This is a genomic window from Streptomyces sp. NPDC023541, from assembly GCF_055559995.1.
Genome location: NZ_JBVHJO010000009.1, coordinates 115,896 through 131,423, shown reverse-complemented (window position 1 = coordinate 131,423; position 15,528 = coordinate 115,896). Strand labels below are relative to the sequence as shown.

The following is a 15,528-nucleotide window of genomic DNA, read 5'->3' as shown; positions in this document are numbered from 1 at the left end:
TCCATCCCACCACGCACACGGCGGCCCGGCCGGTCGGACACGACCGGCCGGGCCGCGACCGTCACCCTGTGTCGCCCCGCAGGGGCCGCAGGGGGATGGTCACTCGTACTCGGTGCCGCCCTTGCGGGTCAGGTAGGCAGGGCTGACCGCCTTGGCGATGGCGCGGCCGCCCACGACCGGGCTGTACCGCTCGGACGCCGGGCGGATGACCACGCCCTCCCGCAGGTGCACGGCGCGCCCGGACACCGTCTCGCGGCCGCTCGCGTGCTCCAGCACCGTGTCCAGGTCGTAAGGGCCCTCGTACAGCCTCGGCACCAGCGGGAGTTCGCCGTCCGGCAGGACGGTGGACGGGTCCAGCCAGCGGACCTGTCCGTCGATCTCGGCGGAGACGTCGAAGACGGCGTACCCGGGCGGGGTGTCGGCGGTGCGTACGTCGGTGCCGTAGGCCAGGTCCTGGACGCCCGCGCCGTACACCTCGGCGAAGATCCCGATCCGCGTCGCGCCGAGGCGCTCGGCCAGAGCCTCGGCGACGGCCGGTACACCGTGGCCGCGCACCGCGCGCCAGTAGAGGTTGCGCTCGTCCTCCTTGAGGGCGAGTCCCTTCGCGCCGAAGCCCTTGGAGGAGACGATGGAGCGTCCGCCCTCGACGACGTAGGTGTACAGGCTGGCCGTTCCGTGCAGCTTCTCGGTGAGGACGACGGGCTCGCCGGGCTCGAAGATGTGCGGATAGCGCTGGAGGTTCTCGATGTCCACCCACGGCATCAGGTCGGCGGCGGCCTCGACGTCGCCGCTCATGGTGGTGGGGATGGGCGGGGCCCATTTGGTGATGCCGAGCAGCTCGGCGAAGTCCGTGCCCTCCTTGGCCGCCTGTACGAGGTCGACGCCGGCCAGCGCGCGGGGCCGGCACACCAGGCCCTGCGAGAGTTCGCCGCGCAGCCGGACCGCCTTGACCCGGTCGGCGGAGCCGCCCGCGAGCCGCCCGGTGAGGCCCAGTTCCTCGATCAGCCCGGGTGGCAGCACGGCCTGTTCGGGTATGTAGAGCGCGAAGTCGCCGCTGCGGTAGGCACCTTTGGCGATCACGGCGCGGTAGAGGCCCACCTGGGCCAGTTCCAGAGCGTCGGCGTTCGGGTGCTCGTGGACGGTCAGCTCTTCGGCTGTGACGCGCAAGGTCGACATGGTGTGCTCCAACGGGTCGTCATGAACGGTACCGGTACGCGCACTTGCGGCCGCCAAGTCGTGCGGCGCATCGGTGACTCCACTGTCCGTCCCGGCATTTCCGCTGGTCCAGTGATTATCCCGGTGTTAGCCTGCCGCACCGTGCGACGCGAGGGGCGCCCGCACGCGCCCGCTCCACGTTCCGCGGCCCACGGGAGGTCCACATGTCACGTCGTCCGGTCACCGTCGTCACCGGCGGCAGCAGGGGCATCGGCGCGGCGACCTGTCTGCGGCTCGCCGCCGACGGGCACGATCTGGTGCTGGGTTACGTCCGCGACGAGGCGTCGGCGGACGCCGTCGCCGGGCGGGTGCGGGCCGCCGGGGCCCGGTGTGCGACCGTGCGCGTCGACACCGCCGAGGAGTGCGCGGTCGAGCGGCTCTTCGACATCGCCGGCGCAGAACTCGGCACGGTGACGGGCCTGGTCAACAACGCCGGGGTGACGGGTCCGCTGGGTCCGCTCGCCGACGCACGGACCGAGGACCTGCGCCGGGTGGTCGAGGTGAACCTCCTCGGGTACCTGCTGTGCTGCCGCCGGGCCGCCCGCGACATGGCGGAGTCCGGGGGCGGGGCGATCGTGAACGTCTCGTCGGCGGCCGCCACCCTGGGCAGTCCCGGGGAGTACGTGCACTACGCGGCGACCAAGGCGGCCACCGACGCGCTGACCGTGGGGCTCTCCAAGGAGCTCGGTCCGCACGGGATCCGGGTGAACGCCGTGGCGCCCGGCACCATCGAGACCGACATGCACGCCGCCATGGGCGACCCCGACCGACCGGCGCGCATCGGGGCCCAGACCCCGCTGCGGCGGCCCGGCCGGCCCGAGGAGATCGCCGGGGCGATCTCCTGGCTGCTGTCCCCGGACGCCTCGTACACGACGGGGACCGTGCTGCGGGTCGCGGGCGGCCGCTGAACCGCGGGGCGCTGGGTGCGGCCCTGGGGAGTGTCCGCAAAGTGGCGTCGGCCGCCCGGTGGGCCGCCGCGTCGGCGGGCTTTTGCGGACACGACCGTAGGCCGTTCCTCTTTCGGATCTTGTCGGCCGCGCCCGCGTTGTCCGGTGCCGTGCCTCGCAGGGCGGAGGAGTTCGCCGTGTACTGGACTCTGCCGTCGTGCGCCCGCCGGGGATTGCGGGACAGTTCTCAGCCCATGGCCGCCTGGGTGTTCGGCCCGTAGACGCCCTGGGGGTCGCCCTGGATGGACCGGTCGCGCTGGAGCTGGCCGACACCGCGCTTGGTCTGGCCGTCGTAGACGCCGGTGACGGAGACGTACGTGAACCCCTGCCCGTAGAGCATCTCCTGCAGGGCGCGCACCTCGGGCCCTCTGTCGCCCATGCGCAGGGTCACGTACGCCTTCGACGGCCGCGGGGCCGACGTGCTCGGGTCCGGTTTCGCGGCCGGGCTCGTCGTCGCGTCGGTGGCCGAGGCCCGGGCCGACGGGTCGACGGACCGGACGGACGGCGTGGGACGGGATGATTCGGTGCCGGCGTCCCCGCCGCGGGCCGGAAGCGCCGGCACGGACAGGTCGGCCGGCGGCTCGGCCCGGGGCGGCTGCGGATCGGGCCCGTTCAGCAGGAGCACGAGGGCGCCGACGCCCGCGAGCCCGAGCACCGTGACCACGGTCAGCGGGAGCCGGCTGCGGCGGCGGGCACCGCCGGAATGCCTGGCTCGGCGAGTGGCGGCCGCAGGAGCCGCGGCGGGCACGGTCGCCGGTGCGGCAGCTCTGGCGTCCGGGCCGTGCTCAGGACCGTGCTCAGGGCCGTGCGCCGGGCCGGGGAAGGCGAAGGGCCCGCTCTGCGGCCAGGGCGAAGCAGCCGCTCGGGGCGGCGGGCCCGAGGGGGCGACGTACGGGCGTACGAACAGGGCGTCGTCGGGGGCGACGAGCCCGCTCTCATCAGGATGCTGGGACATGGCGGTCTCCCGGCGGGGACGGGGGCCGGCGCGGCGGTGCGGTGCCGGCCCCCGCCCGGCCGGTCAGGCTCTCCGCCGCCGGGCGGCGGGAGCCTGGGCCGCGCCGGCGCCGGGGGCGCCGGGCGTGCCGAGTGCCGGAGAACCGCCGATCGCGGGTGGGGCGAGCGGTGAGCGAACCGGTATCGACATGTAGGGCATCTCCGGGGTGCGGCTCGAACTGTGGTTCTTGATCGGGCGCACTCTCGCCGTCCGGCCCGGGCCGGGTCAAGCCGGATGTCCGATCTGCTCCGGTCCACCCGGTCTGTCGGTGCGATCCGTCAGTCGAGGCGGCCGGGCCGGCGGCGGATCGCCGTGGCCCGGACGGTGAGGGCGGACAGGAGCATCAGGGCGGCTCCGCCGAGCGGGGCGGCCGGGGCGGAGATGCCGTCGACCGCGAGGCCGCCGAAGAGCGCTCCGGCCGCTATCGCGAGGTTGAACACGGCCACCATGAGCGAGGTGGCCGCCTCCGTCGCGGCCGGGGCGGCTTTGATCATCCAGCCCTGCACGCTCACCGAGACCCCTCCGTAGGCGAGTCCCCAGGCGAGCAGCAGCGTCGTCCCCGCGACCGGCCCGGGCAGCACCGCGATGAGCGCGAGGATCACGGCGAGGGCGGCACTGATGACGAGCAGCGTCCGGTACGCGTCGCGCGCCCCGGCCAGGAAGTTGCCCGCGACGCCCGCGACGCCGTAGCCGAGCAGCAGGGTGCTGACGAGGCCGGAGTCGATGCCGGAGACGTCCTGGAGGATCGGCCGTACGAACGTGTAGGCGGCGAACTGCCCGGTCACCACGAGGAAGGTGACGGCCACCCCGGCGCGGACGGCACGGTTTTCGCGGAGCAGCGCGGGCAGTTCGGGGAAGGTGATGTGCCGGGACGGCGGCAGCGGGGGCAGCAGCAGGACCAGGGCGGTCAGCGTGACGAGGCCGAGTGCGCCGACCGCGGCGAAGGCGGTGCGCCAGCCTCCGTGTTCGCCGAGCAGGGTTCCAGCGGGAACGCCGAGCACGGAGGCGGTGGGCACGCCCCCGAAGACGAGCGCGGTGGCCCGGCCGACGTGGCGCTCGGGGACGAGCCGGACGGCGAGTCCGCCGGCGACGGCCCAGAACCCGCCGACGCCGACGCCGACGAGCAGGCGCGCCGCCAGTACGACCGCGAAGCTGGGGGCGACGGCGGCGGCGAGGTTGGCGGCGGCCGTCAGCGCGATGAGCACGCACAGTACGAGTCGCCGGTCGACGCGCCCGGCTCCGACGGTGACCAGCGGCGCGCAGAACCCGGCGACCAGGCCCGGGACGGTGACCATCAGCCCGGCGGTCCCGTCGGACACCCCGAGGTCGGCTCCGACCGGGGTCAGCAGGCCGACGGGCAGCAGCTCGGAGGTGATGAGGCAGAAGATGCCGAGGGCGACCGCGCACACGGCCGCCCAGCCCTTCCACGGGGCGGGGGCGGGGGTGGGCGCGGGGACAGGCGCGGGGGCGGTTCCGCTGCCCGGTCCGGCTCCCGGCCGGCCGGGTACGGCTCCCGCGGAAGGGGGAGGCGCGGATTCGCGGGAGCTTGCGGACTCGGGGGACGGCGCGGGGCTGCCGGGCGCGGCGTCTGCTGTCATGGATCGGTACTCCGTACGGGTCGATCGGCGGGCAGGACTCGGCCGCACGGGGCGCCGGAGGTCGCGCCTCCCCCGCCGCCCGTACGTGCGGGCCAATCTCCCACACGCCGCGGCCGTTCCCGCCGGCGCCCGGTGTGTCACCCGGACGCGTGAGGCGGGGAGCGGAACGCGCCGGGCCGTACGGCAAGGTGGTCGGATGCAGTTACGCCGGGCCCTGCCCCTCTCCCTCGTCGCGCTCCTCGCGAGCGCCGGCTGTGTCTCCGTCGGGGCGCAGGACCCGGCTCCGGCTTCGGCTCCGCCCCCCGTACGGGGATCCGTGCCGCCGCCCGGCGCACCCGTGCGGCCCGCGCGGCCGGGTCTGCCCCTGGGGGAACTGCCCGCGGCCGCCCCGCCCGAGCCTGCCCCGGACGCCGGACGGGGACCGGCCGCGGATCCGGACCGGGCTACAGCCCCGGCCTCACCCCGTGGGCGGGCGCACGCGAAGCAGGCGGCCCCGCCCCGGCGGACACGGCTGCCCGGGTCCGTGACCGCCCATCCGCGCCGGCGAGCGGCGCCGCCGCGCCTGGACGAGCTGTGCGCGGCCGCCGACGGGGTCGTACCGCCGTCCATCGTCGACCTGTGCCTGCGGCAGTACGACCGCTGACCTCAGCCGCCGTGGACACGCCCCAGGGGACGTGTCCGGGAGCCGCAGGCGCGGGCGCAGCGGCGGGCCGTGTCGCGGCGTGCGGTGCGCAGCCGGTGCAGGGTGGTGTGCCCGCGCCGCTTCCACTCGCCGCGCGGCAGGGCGGCCCGCTGGCCGCCGCCCGCGATGAGGGCGTTGACGGGGGTCATCGGGTCGGCGGCCATCGCCTTGGCGAACAGGACGCCGACCACGAGCGGGACCAGGGCCACGGCAAGGGCCGAGCCGGCGGTGGTCACGTGCTGCATGCGCGGGCGGGCGGTCGCGCTGCGCGGGGCGTCGTCGGTCATGGCCCCATTCGACCAGCGGCGGCGCTGCGGGGAATCGGGGCGGATACTCAGGCCGTTGGGCGTGAGGTACTCAGACGGGCGGGTGGTGGGGTGATGACGGATCCGGGGCGGGGCTTCGAACCGGCGACCGGCGACGGTGCCGAGGCGCCGTCCGGGCGGCGGGAGGCCGAGCTGCGCACCGCGTACGAGGGGCTGCTGCAGATCCGCCGTCTGGTGAACGGCCCGGCGGGCGCGGCGGTTCCCGCACCGTGGGAGGTGCGGCAGCTTCGGCGCGCGGTGGCCCTCGTCCTGGAGGCGGCGGGGATCCCGCCGTCGGCGATGGACGGGGAGGGGCACCGTACGCGCACGGGCTACCGCGTGAGCGCCGCCGGGTGCGGGCCCGCGGCGGGGGCGGGGCCGGTGGAGGTGACCTGGGTCGGCCCGCCGGGTAGTGGCGCGGCGGAAGAGGAGCAGGAGCGGCTGACGGCCTGCGCGGCCGTGTTGGAGGAGCTGGGCTGGGTGTGCCTGCTGTACCGGGGCCCCCGCCGGCGCCGGTTCCTGGAGGTGGAGCCCCCGCGCTGACCTCGTCGGTCCGCGACGTGATCCGATGGCCCGGGACCCGGGCGCACGGCGAGACGGGCGCGACGGGCATGCGCGAAGCGCAGGCGGCAGTCCTCCGGCGTCCTGGCCGGCGCTCACGCGTAGCGGTCGGCGAGGGCGGTCACCGTTTCGGCGAGGGCGCGGCGCAGCTCGGGAGGGCCGAGTACCTCGGCCTCCGTGCCCAGGCGCAGGAGGTCGCCGACGGCGACGGCCTCGGACTCGACCGCGATGGCGACCAGGACCCAGCCGTCCGCGTCCGGTGGGCCGGCGTCGGCGAGGGCCCGGGTGCCCGCCGCCCCGAACTGCATCGGCAGCAGCAGCCGGCCGCGCGGGGAGAGGCGCAGCTGCACGGTCTGCCGGTGGAGGGCGGCGTCCAGGCGCCTGGTGGACTCCTGCCAGTACGCGGCGAGTTCGAAGCCGGCGGGCCGTTCGAAGCCCTCCTCGGCGGTGTCCACCGCGAGGAACCGGGCGACGCGGTAGGTCCGTACGGCACGCTCCTCGACCCCGGCGACCAGATACCAGATGCCACCCTTGAGGACGAGGCCCAGCGGGTGGAGCCGGCGCCGCACCTCGCCGCGCCAGCGGCGGTAGTGGGCGTGCAGGACCCGCTGGTCCCAGACGGCCTGGGCGATCCGCGCGAGGTGCGGGACGGGGTCGGCGTCCCGGAACCACGCGGTGGCGTCGAGGTGGAAGCGGTCCTGGATCTGCCGGGCCCGGCCGGCGAGCTGGGCGGGGAGCGCGGCCTGGAGCTTCAGCTGGGCGGCGGCCAGGTCGGCGCCGAGCCCGAGGTCCTGCGCGGGTCCTGGGGCGCCGGCCAGGAAGAGCGAGCCGGCCTGGGTGTCGGTGAGGCCGGTGAGGCGGGTGCGGTAGCCGTCGGCGAGCCGGTAGCCGCCCGCCGGGCCGCGGTCGGCGAGGACGGGAACGCCCGAGGCGCCGAGCGCGTCGATGTCGCGGTAGACGGTGCGCACGGACACCTCCAGCTCGGCGGCGAGTTCGGGGGCGGTCATCCGGCCGCGGTTCTGGAGCAGCAGGAGCAGGGAGAGGAGCCGGTCGGCGCGCATGGGAACCATTCTCGCCGTACCTGACAGAAGGTGTCAGGTACGGCTGCCAGCCTGGGTCGCGCAACGCCGGGCGGAGGGACCGTCCGGCCGGCCGAGAGGACCGTCATGCCCACGCCCGTAGAAACCCGTGGCCGCTTCACCTTCGCCGACTGGGAGGAGAATCCCGTCGGACCGTCGGCAGTGACCCCTCGGCTCGCCCACGCCCACGTCACCAACACCTTCACCGGTGGCGTCGAGGCGGCCGGCACCAGCTGTGACTACACGATCGCCTACACCGGGGAGAACGCCGGGCGTTACAGCGGGATGGAGGTGCTGTCGGGCAGCGTCGACGGCCGCAAGGGCAGCTTCGTGCTGGAGGAGCGCGGCTCCTTCGACGCGGGCGGCACCGTCTGCCGCTTCGAGGTGGTGCCCGGTTCCGGCACCGGGGACCTCGTGGGCCTGACGGGCTCCGGCGGCTTCACCCACCGCCACGGAGACACGTCCGTCGAGTACGCCTTCACGTACGCCCTGGCCTGAGCCCGCACCGGCGCACCGCCGCCGCCCGTCCCGGACATGCCAGGGGGCGCGGACCGTTGTGGTCCGCGCCCCCTGCGTCCGGTCGCGCCTCAGGTCACGGCGCGCCGAAGGTGAGGGCCAGCTGCGGCGTGCCGTCGTTGGCCTGCGCCTCGGAGGACCACAGCCACAGGGCGTCCGTGCCGGAGCTGCTCAGTGCCAGGCCGAGGCTGCCGCCGAGCGCCGCCGCGACGGATCCCGTCGTCAGCGTGGCGGTGTGCACGGCCGAGCCGTCCGGGAGGCCCGGGTAGGCGCCGAGGGCCGGACCGCCCAGCGCGGGGCGGTTGTTGTACGTCGTCGCGCCTTCGCTCCACGAGCCGGTGACCGGGACGACGGAGACGGTGTCCGTCGTCCCGGCGCCGCTCATCGTGCTCGTCTTCACGCTGAGGGTCGCCGACTTCAGCACCGTGCCCGCGGGCGCCGCCGGCAGGTCGAAGCGCAGGTAGCTCGCGTAGAACGAGGTGCCGCGCACGGCGAGCGAGGACGAGGTGCCGTAGGTGGTCCCGGGGGCTCCCGCGTTGGCGTAGGTGTCCTCCGCGGCGGTGACCTGGACCACCGAGTCGGCGGGGGCGGTGGCCAGGGCGTAGTGGTTGTGCACCTGTTCCGCGCTCAGCACGGTCGGGTAGACGGCGCTCTCGTCGAGCTGTCCCGCCCACATCTCGCTGGCCGGGCGGTCGGGCCAGCCTCCGAGGCTGTCGCCGCCCGCGTGCCAGTAGCCGGAGTAGTTCTCGTGGGCGGTGACGGCGAGGGTGCCGCGCTGGACGCCGTCCACGTAGAGGGTCATCCCGCCGGGCCCCTGGGTCGCGACGGCGTGGTGCCACTGGTTGTCGTTGTACGCGCCGCTGGTGGTGACGGTGCGGGTGGCGCCGGTGTACACACCGAAGACCAGCCGGCCGTCATTGGTCATGTACAGGTGCTTGTCGTACTGGTTGCTGCCGCGGTCCTGGTTGCTGCCGAAGCCGAAAAGCTTGCCGCCGCGGGTGGTGTTCGTCCTGAACCACGTCTCGACGGTGTAGGCGCTGCCGACCGTCTGCCGCTTGTCCGCGTGGATCCGGGAGTCCGTCCCGTTGAAGCCGATCGCCGTGCTCGCGCCGGAGACGGCGCCCGGGGTCTGCCGCAGGGCGGGGGCGTTCAGGTGCACGCCGTTCTGGTTGCCGCCGGCCGAGGAGTCCGCCACGTAGGGCAGGACCGGGTCGTCGTAGCGCCAGTACAGCTGGGCTCCGTCGGCGCGGACCCGGCTCGGATAGCTTTCGGTGCCGGTCGGTACCGTGACAGCGGCCGTGGCGGACAGGGCGCTGGTGTTGCCGGCCGCGTCGGTGGCCGTCACCCGGTAGGTGTACGAGTGGCCCGCGGTGACGGTGGTGTCGGTCCAGGAGGCCTGCGGGCGCTTGAAGAAGAGCGAGTCCGCCGCGACCGTGGCGATCGGCGTGGCCGCGCCGTTGCGGTAGACGCGGTAGGTCAGCGCGCTGTCGTCGAGGTCGAGGCTGGTGCGCCAGCGCACCTGGACCTCGCCCGGCTTGAAGCCTGCCGCGCTCACCACGGGCACGGTGGGTGCGCCCGTGTCCCCGGTGGAGGCGAACCGTGTCAGGCTCTGCTGTGCCGCGCCGTTGACGGTGGTGAACTCACCGCCGACCCAGAGGTATTCGACCCCGCTCTTCGAACCGACCGCCAGCGTGCGCGGGCCGATGCCCTCGCCGATGCCGTCGTTGGTGTCGGGGGCCCAGCCGAGCTTGCCGGTGCCGCTGGTGGGCTGGGCGAGCAGGTGGTGGCGCTGGCCGTCGGGGAACTCCCCCACACCGGAGCAGTCGTGCGCGTGCGAGGCGCTGTAGAGGACGTTGCCGTACGGCAGCACGGCCTGGGTGGCGCCCAGGCAGGTGTCGCGCCAGCGCTGGCCGAAGCCGGGGAGGTCGAGCGCGATCCGGCCGTCGAAGACGCCGCCGCCGGTGCCCTCGTTGGCGGTGTAGAAGCCGGTCGCGTCGGTGGCGATGTCCTTGACGACGGAGTTGGTGTCGATGAAGCCGGGGTAGGACTTCGTGAGCGCGCCGCTCGTGGCGTCGACGACGGCCAGGGCGTGGCTGTTCGTGCCGTTGACGGTGAAGAAGTCCCCGCCGAGGACCACCTTCTCGCCGTCGGGGGTGACCTCTACGGCGCGTCCGGGCTCGTCGGCGTCGGCGGTGAAGGGCTTGAGCGCCCCGTCGGTGGCGCCGACGGCGGCGAACCGCTGGCGCGGCTGCCCGGCGACGGTGAGGAAGTCGCCGCCGGCGTAGACCGTGTCGCCGGTGACGGCGAGGGCGCGGACGGTGGCCGCGAAGGCCGGCCGGAAGGCCGTCTTCACGGTGCAGCTCGCCACGTCGATGGCGGCGAGGCTGGAGACCGCGGTGCCGTTGACCGCGCCAAAGTAACCGCCGGCGTAGAGGGTCGACTTGTCCGGTGAGAGGGCCAGCGCCCGGACCGTCGCGGTGCCGGACGCGATGGTGAAGGACAGTTGGCAGGAGGTCGGCGCGCCCGTGGCGGCGTCCAGCGCCACGAAGTTCACGGCCTGCTGCTCGCTGCCGGCGCCGCCAGCGGGCGGGCGCACGGTGGAGAAGGTGCCGCCGGCGAAGACCTGCCCGCCGGCCGCGGCGAGGGCCCATACGACGCCGTTGGGCTGCCAGGTGGACAGTGCGTCGGCGGTGAAGGCCACGGGCGGGGTGAGTGCCGCCGCCTGCGGGGCGAGGACGAGGCCCAGCCCTGCTCCGGTTCCGGTCAGGGACAGGGCGAGAGAGACCGCCAGCCCACGGGATCTGCGCATGAACCCCCCAGTTCGGTGTGCGGTGCGACCGTGGCACGGTCGGCGGGTCATGGCCGGAAACCGCCGTACATACATACGGCCACGCCCATGCTTACGGCGCACCCTAGAGCGAATCGGTGATCGGTTCACCCCTCTTGACGCATTGGATGCCCAACCTGACGGGGCTTGGTGCGGACGCGCATGCGCTCCCCCGGGGCCCGAACAGGCTCAGGATCTCCACGGGGCGCCCGTCGGCGCTGGTGAACCAGTGCGGCAGCCGGGTGTCGAACTCGGCCACCTCCCCGGGGCCGAGGACCAGGTCGTGCTCGGCGAGGACGAGCCGCAGCCGACCGTCCAGCAGTACAGCCACTCGTAGCCCTCGTGCGTGCGCGCGGCGGCACCCGGTCCGGCACCGCCCGCAGGACGGCCCGCGCGCGCGGCGGTACTCACCCCGCCCCTGGACCCGGCAGGGGGCGGCACAGCAGCGCGGCCGGGGACGGGCGAGAAGCGACCCGGGTCGTGAAGGCGATGCCCGCCGCGTACTTCGTCTCCGCCGCTGCCGTGGCCCGGCCGGACCCACCGGATCCGGCCGCCCGCACCCGCTCACGCAAGGTCACCCTGCGGAAACGGCCCCGCGCGGCGCCGCTCCCCTCTACCGTGCCCTGAGGGACGGGCTCGGCAGCGGAGGGCGGGGCGGATGAACGAGGAAGAGGACATGCGGCTGGCGGGGATGACGCCGGAGGTCTCCCGCCGCACCCTCGTCATGCTGCGCGGCCTCGCGGGCCTGGAGCCGCCCGAGCAGGTCCCGGAGGAGGCCATGGTCGTTGCCGACGCGATCCTGGCCGAGTACGGCACCGACGGGCTACGGGTCCTGGTGATGACGCTGGCGGCCTGGGCCACGGCCCAGATCGAGAACGTCGCCGAACTGAGCGGCCGCAGCCACGAGGCCGTACTGGACGCGATGGAGCTGGCGTGCATGGAGGCGAACGCGGAGGACTAGCGGCGGACTGGCGGCGGACTGGCGGCGAAGAAAGGGGCTCGCGGGCCGATCCGGATCGGGCCGCGTCGGCGACACTGGGAGCAGCAGGAGCGTCGCGGGGGGTCCGATCGGAGGCCGTCGTGAGCACACCTTCCCCCATCCGAATGGCCGCAGTGTTGTCCACGGAGCACCGTGGACGGCTGATGGCGCAGGCCCGTGAGGTGAATTTCCCGGAGAACGCGCGGATCTTCGACGAGGGCCACCGGGCGAAGTCCTTCTGGATCGTGCGCTCGGGCACGGTGACCCTGGAGGTGCCGGTGGCCGGCCGTCGGCCCGCGCAGGTGGAGAACCTGGGCCCCGGCGAGCTGGTCGGCTGGTCCTGGCTGTTCCCTCCGTACGTGTGGCAGCTGGGCGCGGAGGCGATGACGCCGGTGCGCGCGTACGAGTTCGACGCGGCGGCCGTACGGATGCTGATGGACGCCGATCCCGCCTTCGGGTCCGCGGTCGGGCACTGGGTCGGTCGCGTGCTCGCGACGCGGCTCCAGCAGACGCGTACCCGGCTGCTGGACCTGTACGCCCCGCGCCTGGGCGCGACCGGCTGACCCTGGCCCGCCGGAGCCCCTGCCCACCCGGGGGCGCCGGCGGCCATGGCGCCGCGCTCGCGCGCCCGCACGTGATCAGGAGGGCAGCGGTGGTCCGCTGCCGGATCTGCCGGCCTCGGCCTCGTTGAACGTGGCGGGGTGCCGGACGGGGGACCGGCGAGATGCGCCCCGGCAGCTCCGTTTCGGGCGGATGACGGCGGGCCTCCACATGTTTCGGGGAGGTCTCCGGGTCGGTGTTCGGCCGATTCGGCCGCTCGCAGCCGCACAGGTCACACCTCCGCCACGGCTGCGGTCTGCACTCATCCGCACACGATCAGTGACGGGAAATAGAGGTCCGAACGGGCGTTCGCGGCTCCCGTCGGCAAGACTCTGTCCGCTATCCGAAACACCAACCCAAGGGAGTGTTCGAAATGCGGTCCATCGCAAGGGGTCTCGGACTCGGTTCCGCCGCCATGGCGCTCACCGCGCTCACCGCGCTGGCCTGGCCCGGGACGGCCGGCGCGGCGCCGGCCGGTGCGCAGAGTCCGTACGCGCCGTCCGCGCTGGTCCTCAGCGTGACGGCCGGCCCGGACGCAGACACCGGCACGGTGCTGCGGGCGGTGACGCTCGTCTGTGCGCCCCGGCCCGGCGGGACCCACCCCAACCCGGCGGCCGCGTGCCGTGAGTTAAGCGCGGCCGGTTCGCAGCTCGACCCGCTGGCGGCACCCGCCGCCGACGCCGTCTGTACCAGGGAGTGGAACCCGATGACGGTGACGGCCGACGGGGTCTGGGAGGGCCACCGGCTCAGCTACACGTACACCTTCGCCAATCCGTGCGGCCTGCGGAACACCGCGGGCGCGCTCTTCGGCTTCTGATACCGCGTGACGCGACGGGCCGGGCGGCGCCGTGCGACCGCCGCCCGGCCCCGCAGCGGTCGGTCCCCCCAGCGGCCTGTGTTCTCAGCCCAGTTCGAGGCTGGTCACGCCGAACAGCTCGGCCAGGGCGAGGTCCGGGACCGGGCCGGTGTACATCCGGGCGGTCTCGAAGGTCGGGACCATGCCCAGGCCCTTGGCGAGCGCGGTCGCCTCCGGGTTGGCGTCCGGGACGTCCAAGGACACCAGCCCGCCGGGCGCGTGCCGCGCCAGCCGCCGCAGCAGGGCCGCCGCCACCGCGGGCGTGGCCGCGTACAGGGGGCCGATCCGGTGGGCGGCGCTGCACGGACGGATCACGCCCAGGCCCTCGATCCGGCCGCCGCGTACGGCCGCCAGGGCAGTCCGTCCGGGCAGCCCGGTCCAGGCGGACAGGAAGGCGTCCCGCGGCGCGGGGAAGAACCGCCGGTCGTAGGCGGCGAGCAGGCCGAAGGGGAGGGTGGCGGCGTCGACGATCTCGATGTCGCCGCCGTCGTCCGCGGCGTCACCGCCCCGGGGCACGCCTTCGACGCGGATGTTGTTCCAGGCGGAACGGAAGCCGGACTTGCGGTAGTTGTCCTGCTGCTCGACCACCCCGTCCAGACCGACGAGCCGACCGTCGAGGCGTTCCATCCCGGCGCGCCAGAGCCGGATGCCGTAGCCGCGGCCGCGGAAGGCGGGGCGGGCGATGTAGAGGCCGATGAAGCCGAAGCCGGCTCCGTAGCGGACGGCGGAGATGCAGGCCACCGGTTCACCGTCGAGCCGGCCGACGAGGAAGCCGCCGGGGTCGGCCACGGCGAAGGCGAAGCGGTCCGAGTCCCCCGGGTTCCAGCCCTCCTCGTCGGCCCAGCCGCGGATCATCTCCATGTCGGCGGCGCTCGCCCCGGTGATCTCGAATCCCGTCATGGCGGTGTTGTACCAGATGTCGACGGTGTGCGCAGGGGTGCCTGACCGGCCGCCAGAATCCGGACGAAGGCGTCAAGATCGGCCCCGTGGCGGAGGTCGCTGACCTGCCCGTCACCCACTTCGACGACCCGCCAGACGCCGTCGGCGCGCAGAGCCAGATCGGTGGTCACGAAGGGGCAGCCGAGGGCCTCGACAGCCGCGCGGACCGGTGCGAGGTCGGGGGTCACGACCTCGGCGACCGGGCTGTCGGGATGCGCGGTCACCAGCTTCGGCGACGCGTCCCGCCACCACACGCGCACCTCCGCGGCGGCCGCCGTGCCCGCCTCCGTCAGCGGCGCGACGAAGTCCTCGAAGGCCCTCAGGACCACACCGCCCGCCAGGAACTCCTCCTGGAGAGCGACGAACCGGCCGACCACCCGGCGCAGGGCGTCCGCGTCGCCGAGTTCGGGCACGTAACAAGCCTCGTCCCACTCGTGCTTGCGGGACTTCACGTAGTCCTTGACCACGGCGGCACCGGGCGGCAGGCCTGCGGCGAGGGCCGTGAGCCGCAGCGGATCCGGCGTCCGCCCCGGCTCAGCAGGCAGCCAGGCGCTGGCCGGGGTGAGGTCGGCGAAGGTCCCGTACCAGCCGGGGAGTTCGTGCGCCCGGCGGTACTCCTGCGCGGTGACGGCGAGCCGGCCGCCGCGGCGGCGGAGGGCGGCGTCCAGTGCGCCGTACCGGTCCGCGGGAACCATCCAGCCCCGGTACCAGACCGCCCCCGCACCGTCGGGCACCCGGGCGAGGGCCCGCTCGGCGTCCCCGGCGAGCAGCGCGTCGTGGTCCACGAGCAGGACCCTGCCGCCGGCGGCGCGCAACTGCCGGGCCTCCGCCGCGAAATGGGCATCGACCCGGCGGTCGTTCAGCGGGTCGATGCAGTACAGGACGGTGGCGGTCGCGTCCTCGGTGGTGGTGGGCATGCGCCCACCCTACGGAGGGCGGCGCGGATCGCCGAAGGGCGGGCTCAGCCCGCGCAGATCACGTCGTCGACCCGGATCGGTTTGGAGTCGAGGCGTACGTACACGGTGAAGGTGTCGGTCTCGTCCGCGGCCCAGTGGGTGGTGACGGTGGCCCAGCCGACCCCGGCCGCCTGGGCGACGGTGACCGGGCCGATGCCGATGTCCTGCGGTTCGTTCTGCGCGCAGAGCAGGACGTCGGACTGGGTGGTCGTCTGTCTTTCCAGGAGCACCTGCGAGACGTGGTGGCGGCGGTCGTGCGCGGACGGCCCGTGCTTCCCGTAGAAGTGGGCGAGGAAGCGGCCGATCTGATCCGCGGTGTGCCCCTCCGGGGAGGCCGCGGGCGCTACGGCCGCGGCGGCGGGCACGGCGACGGCGGAGGGAGCCATGACCGGCAGGGCCGACAGGGTCAGCAGCAGGGCACCAAGGCTGTAGGGCTTCAGCATCATGCCCGGTTTGTACCCGCCCGGGCGGTCC

The 15,528-nt window shown here is 74.5% G+C and carries 16 protein-coding genes and 1 pseudogene; 7 read left to right on the top strand and 10 right to left on the bottom strand.

Annotated elements, in window-relative coordinates; genetic code table 11:
- Positions 1–99: 99 nt before the first annotated feature.
- Complete coding sequence (locus ACZ3X1_RS23205; protein ID WP_356815988.1) at positions 100–1,176, bottom strand: RNA ligase (ATP); 1,077 nt, start codon at positions 1,174–1,176, stop codon at positions 100–102.
- Positions 1,177–1,379: 203 nt separating this feature from the next.
- Between ACZ3X1_RS23205 and ACZ3X1_RS23200 the strand changes: the two genes are divergently transcribed.
- The gene (locus tag ACZ3X1_RS23200; RefSeq protein WP_390078739.1) at positions 1,380–2,123 is read left to right on the top strand and encodes an SDR family NAD(P)-dependent oxidoreductase; all 744 of its coding nucleotides are present in this window, start codon (positions 1,380–1,382) and stop codon (positions 2,121–2,123) included.
- Positions 2,124–2,349: 226 nt separating this feature from the next.
- On the opposite strand, the gene ACZ3X1_RS23195 is transcribed toward ACZ3X1_RS23200, so the two are convergent.
- Both ACZ3X1_RS23195 and ACZ3X1_RS23190 read right to left on the bottom strand, forming a co-directional pair.
- Positions 2,350–3,117 carry a peptidoglycan-binding domain-containing protein gene (locus ACZ3X1_RS23195; RefSeq protein WP_467280811.1) on the bottom strand — a complete coding sequence of 256 codons (768 nt, stop codon included), beginning with the start codon at positions 3,115–3,117 and terminating at the stop codon, positions 2,350–2,352.
- A 317-nt stretch (positions 3,118–3,434) separates the two neighbouring features.
- The gene (locus ACZ3X1_RS23190; protein WP_467280810.1) at positions 3,435–4,754 is read right to left on the bottom strand and encodes an MFS transporter; all 1,320 of its coding nucleotides are present in this window, start codon (positions 4,752–4,754) and stop codon (positions 3,435–3,437) included.
- A 196-nt stretch (positions 4,755–4,950) separates the two neighbouring features.
- Between ACZ3X1_RS23190 and ACZ3X1_RS23185 the strand changes: the two genes are divergently transcribed.
- Positions 4,951–5,397, top strand: coding sequence for a hypothetical protein (locus ACZ3X1_RS23185; protein ID WP_356812776.1), 447 nt, complete (start codon positions 4,951–4,953; stop codon positions 5,395–5,397).
- 2 nt (positions 5,398–5,399) lie between these two features.
- On the opposite strand, the gene ACZ3X1_RS23180 is transcribed toward ACZ3X1_RS23185, so the two are convergent.
- Positions 5,400–5,723: a hypothetical protein gene (locus ACZ3X1_RS23180; RefSeq protein ID WP_467280809.1), complete on the bottom strand. Its 324-nt coding sequence runs from the start codon at positions 5,721–5,723 to the stop codon at positions 5,400–5,402.
- A 93-nt stretch (positions 5,724–5,816) separates the two neighbouring features.
- On the opposite strand from ACZ3X1_RS23180, the gene ACZ3X1_RS23175 reads away from it, so the two are divergent.
- Positions 5,817–6,284: a hypothetical protein gene (locus ACZ3X1_RS23175; protein ID WP_467280808.1), complete on the top strand. Its 468-nt coding sequence runs from the start codon at positions 5,817–5,819 to the stop codon at positions 6,282–6,284.
- A 113-nt stretch (positions 6,285–6,397) separates the two neighbouring features.
- Here ACZ3X1_RS23175 and ACZ3X1_RS23170 read toward each other — a convergent pair whose 3' ends face one another.
- Positions 6,398–7,363 carry a helix-turn-helix transcriptional regulator gene (locus ACZ3X1_RS23170; RefSeq protein WP_467280807.1) on the bottom strand — a complete coding sequence of 322 codons (966 nt, stop codon included), beginning with the start codon at positions 7,361–7,363 and terminating at the stop codon, positions 6,398–6,400.
- A 105-nt stretch (positions 7,364–7,468) separates the two neighbouring features.
- Between ACZ3X1_RS23170 and ACZ3X1_RS23165 the strand changes: the two genes are divergently transcribed.
- Positions 7,469–7,879, top strand: a complete 411-nt coding sequence (locus tag ACZ3X1_RS23165; RefSeq protein ID WP_467280806.1) for a DUF3224 domain-containing protein — start codon at positions 7,469–7,471, stop codon at positions 7,877–7,879.
- 94 nt (positions 7,880–7,973) lie between these two features.
- On the opposite strand, the gene ACZ3X1_RS23160 is transcribed toward ACZ3X1_RS23165, so the two are convergent.
- Together ACZ3X1_RS23160 and ACZ3X1_RS23155 are read right to left on the bottom strand one after the other, a co-directional pair.
- Entirely contained in the window at positions 7,974–10,706 is a 2,733-nt protein-coding gene (locus ACZ3X1_RS23160; RefSeq protein ID WP_467280805.1) for a DNRLRE domain-containing protein, read from the bottom strand.
- 125 nt (positions 10,707–10,831) lie between these two features.
- A pseudogene (locus ACZ3X1_RS23155) lies at positions 10,832–11,078 on the bottom strand (cupin domain-containing protein); the annotation flags it as partial.
- Positions 11,079–11,382: 304 nt separating this feature from the next.
- On the opposite strand from ACZ3X1_RS23155, the gene ACZ3X1_RS23150 reads away from it, so the two are divergent.
- The 3 genes from ACZ3X1_RS23150 (at position 11,383) to ACZ3X1_RS23140 (ending at position 13,120) form a co-directional block, all read left to right on the top strand.
- On the top strand, positions 11,383–11,685 hold the full coding sequence (locus ACZ3X1_RS23150) for a hypothetical protein (protein ID WP_356812782.1): 303 nt from the start codon (positions 11,383–11,385) through the stop codon (positions 11,683–11,685).
- A 143-nt stretch (positions 11,686–11,828) separates the two neighbouring features.
- Positions 11,829–12,266: a Crp/Fnr family transcriptional regulator gene (locus tag ACZ3X1_RS23145; RefSeq protein WP_356812783.1), complete on the top strand. Its 438-nt coding sequence runs from the start codon at positions 11,829–11,831 to the stop codon at positions 12,264–12,266.
- Positions 12,267–12,676: 410 nt separating this feature from the next.
- Entirely contained in the window at positions 12,677–13,120 is a 444-nt protein-coding gene (locus tag ACZ3X1_RS23140; protein ID WP_467280804.1) for a subtilase-type protease inhibitor, read from the top strand.
- 84 nt (positions 13,121–13,204) lie between these two features.
- On the opposite strand, the gene ACZ3X1_RS23135 is transcribed toward ACZ3X1_RS23140, so the two are convergent.
- Genes ACZ3X1_RS23135 through ACZ3X1_RS23125 form a run of 3 tightly spaced genes read right to left on the bottom strand, consistent with a single transcriptional unit; the run spans position 13,205 to position 15,500 of the window.
- Positions 13,205–14,059, bottom strand: a complete 855-nt coding sequence (locus ACZ3X1_RS23135) for a GNAT family N-acetyltransferase (RefSeq protein WP_356812785.1) — start codon at positions 14,057–14,059, stop codon at positions 13,205–13,207.
- On the bottom strand, positions 14,056–15,015 hold the full coding sequence (locus ACZ3X1_RS23130; protein ID WP_467280803.1) for an ATP-grasp domain-containing protein: 960 nt from the start codon (positions 15,013–15,015) through the stop codon (positions 14,056–14,058). The genes ACZ3X1_RS23135 and ACZ3X1_RS23130 overlap by 4 nt, the downstream gene beginning before the upstream one ends.
- Before the next feature lie 44 nt (positions 15,016–15,059).
- On the bottom strand, positions 15,060–15,500 hold the full coding sequence (locus ACZ3X1_RS23125; RefSeq protein WP_390078755.1) for a hypothetical protein: 441 nt from the start codon (positions 15,498–15,500) through the stop codon (positions 15,060–15,062).
- Positions 15,501–15,528 lie beyond the last annotated feature (28 nt).

Bases quoted from the DNA above. Each gene is read 5' to 3' on its own strand.
- ACZ3X1_RS23185 (WP_356812776.1), top strand. From the start codon at position 4,951: ATGCAGTTACGCCGGGCCCTGCCCCTCTCCCTCGTCGCGCTCCTCGCG.
- ACZ3X1_RS23150 (WP_356812782.1), top strand. From the start codon at position 11,383: ATGAACGAGGAAGAGGACATGCGGCTGGCGGGGATGACGCCGGAGGTC.
- ACZ3X1_RS23200 (WP_390078739.1), top strand. From the start codon at position 1,380: ATGTCACGTCGTCCGGTCACCGTCGTCACCGGCGGCAGCAGGGGCATC.
- ACZ3X1_RS23170 (WP_467280807.1), bottom strand. From the start codon at position 7,363: ATGCGCGCCGACCGGCTCCTCTCCCTGCTCCTGCTGCTCCAGAACCGC.
- ACZ3X1_RS23130 (WP_467280803.1), bottom strand. From the start codon at position 15,015: ATGCCCACCACCACCGAGGACGCGACCGCCACCGTCCTGTACTGCATC.
- ACZ3X1_RS23140 (WP_467280804.1), top strand. From the start codon at position 12,677: ATGCGGTCCATCGCAAGGGGTCTCGGACTCGGTTCCGCCGCCATGGCG.
- ACZ3X1_RS23205 (WP_356815988.1), bottom strand. From the start codon at position 1,176: ATGTCGACCTTGCGCGTCACAGCCGAAGAGCTGACCGTCCACGAGCAC.
- ACZ3X1_RS23165 (WP_467280806.1), top strand. From the start codon at position 7,469: ATGCCCACGCCCGTAGAAACCCGTGGCCGCTTCACCTTCGCCGACTGG.
- ACZ3X1_RS23190 (WP_467280810.1), bottom strand. From the start codon at position 4,754: ATGACAGCAGACGCCGCGCCCGGCAGCCCCGCGCCGTCCCCCGAGTCC.
- ACZ3X1_RS23160 (WP_467280805.1), bottom strand. From the start codon at position 10,706: ATGCGCAGATCCCGTGGGCTGGCGGTCTCTCTCGCCCTGTCCCTGACC.
- ACZ3X1_RS23135 (WP_356812785.1), bottom strand. From the start codon at position 14,059: ATGACGGGATTCGAGATCACCGGGGCGAGCGCCGCCGACATGGAGATG.
- ACZ3X1_RS23125 (WP_390078755.1), bottom strand. From the start codon at position 15,500: ATGATGCTGAAGCCCTACAGCCTTGGTGCCCTGCTGCTGACCCTGTCG.
- ACZ3X1_RS23175 (WP_467280808.1), top strand. From the start codon at position 5,817: ATGACGGATCCGGGGCGGGGCTTCGAACCGGCGACCGGCGACGGTGCC.
- ACZ3X1_RS23180 (WP_467280809.1), bottom strand. From the start codon at position 5,723: ATGACCGACGACGCCCCGCGCAGCGCGACCGCCCGCCCGCGCATGCAG.
- ACZ3X1_RS23195 (WP_467280811.1), bottom strand. From the start codon at position 3,117: ATGTCCCAGCATCCTGATGAGAGCGGGCTCGTCGCCCCCGACGACGCC.
- ACZ3X1_RS23145 (WP_356812783.1), top strand. From the start codon at position 11,829: ATGGCCGCAGTGTTGTCCACGGAGCACCGTGGACGGCTGATGGCGCAG.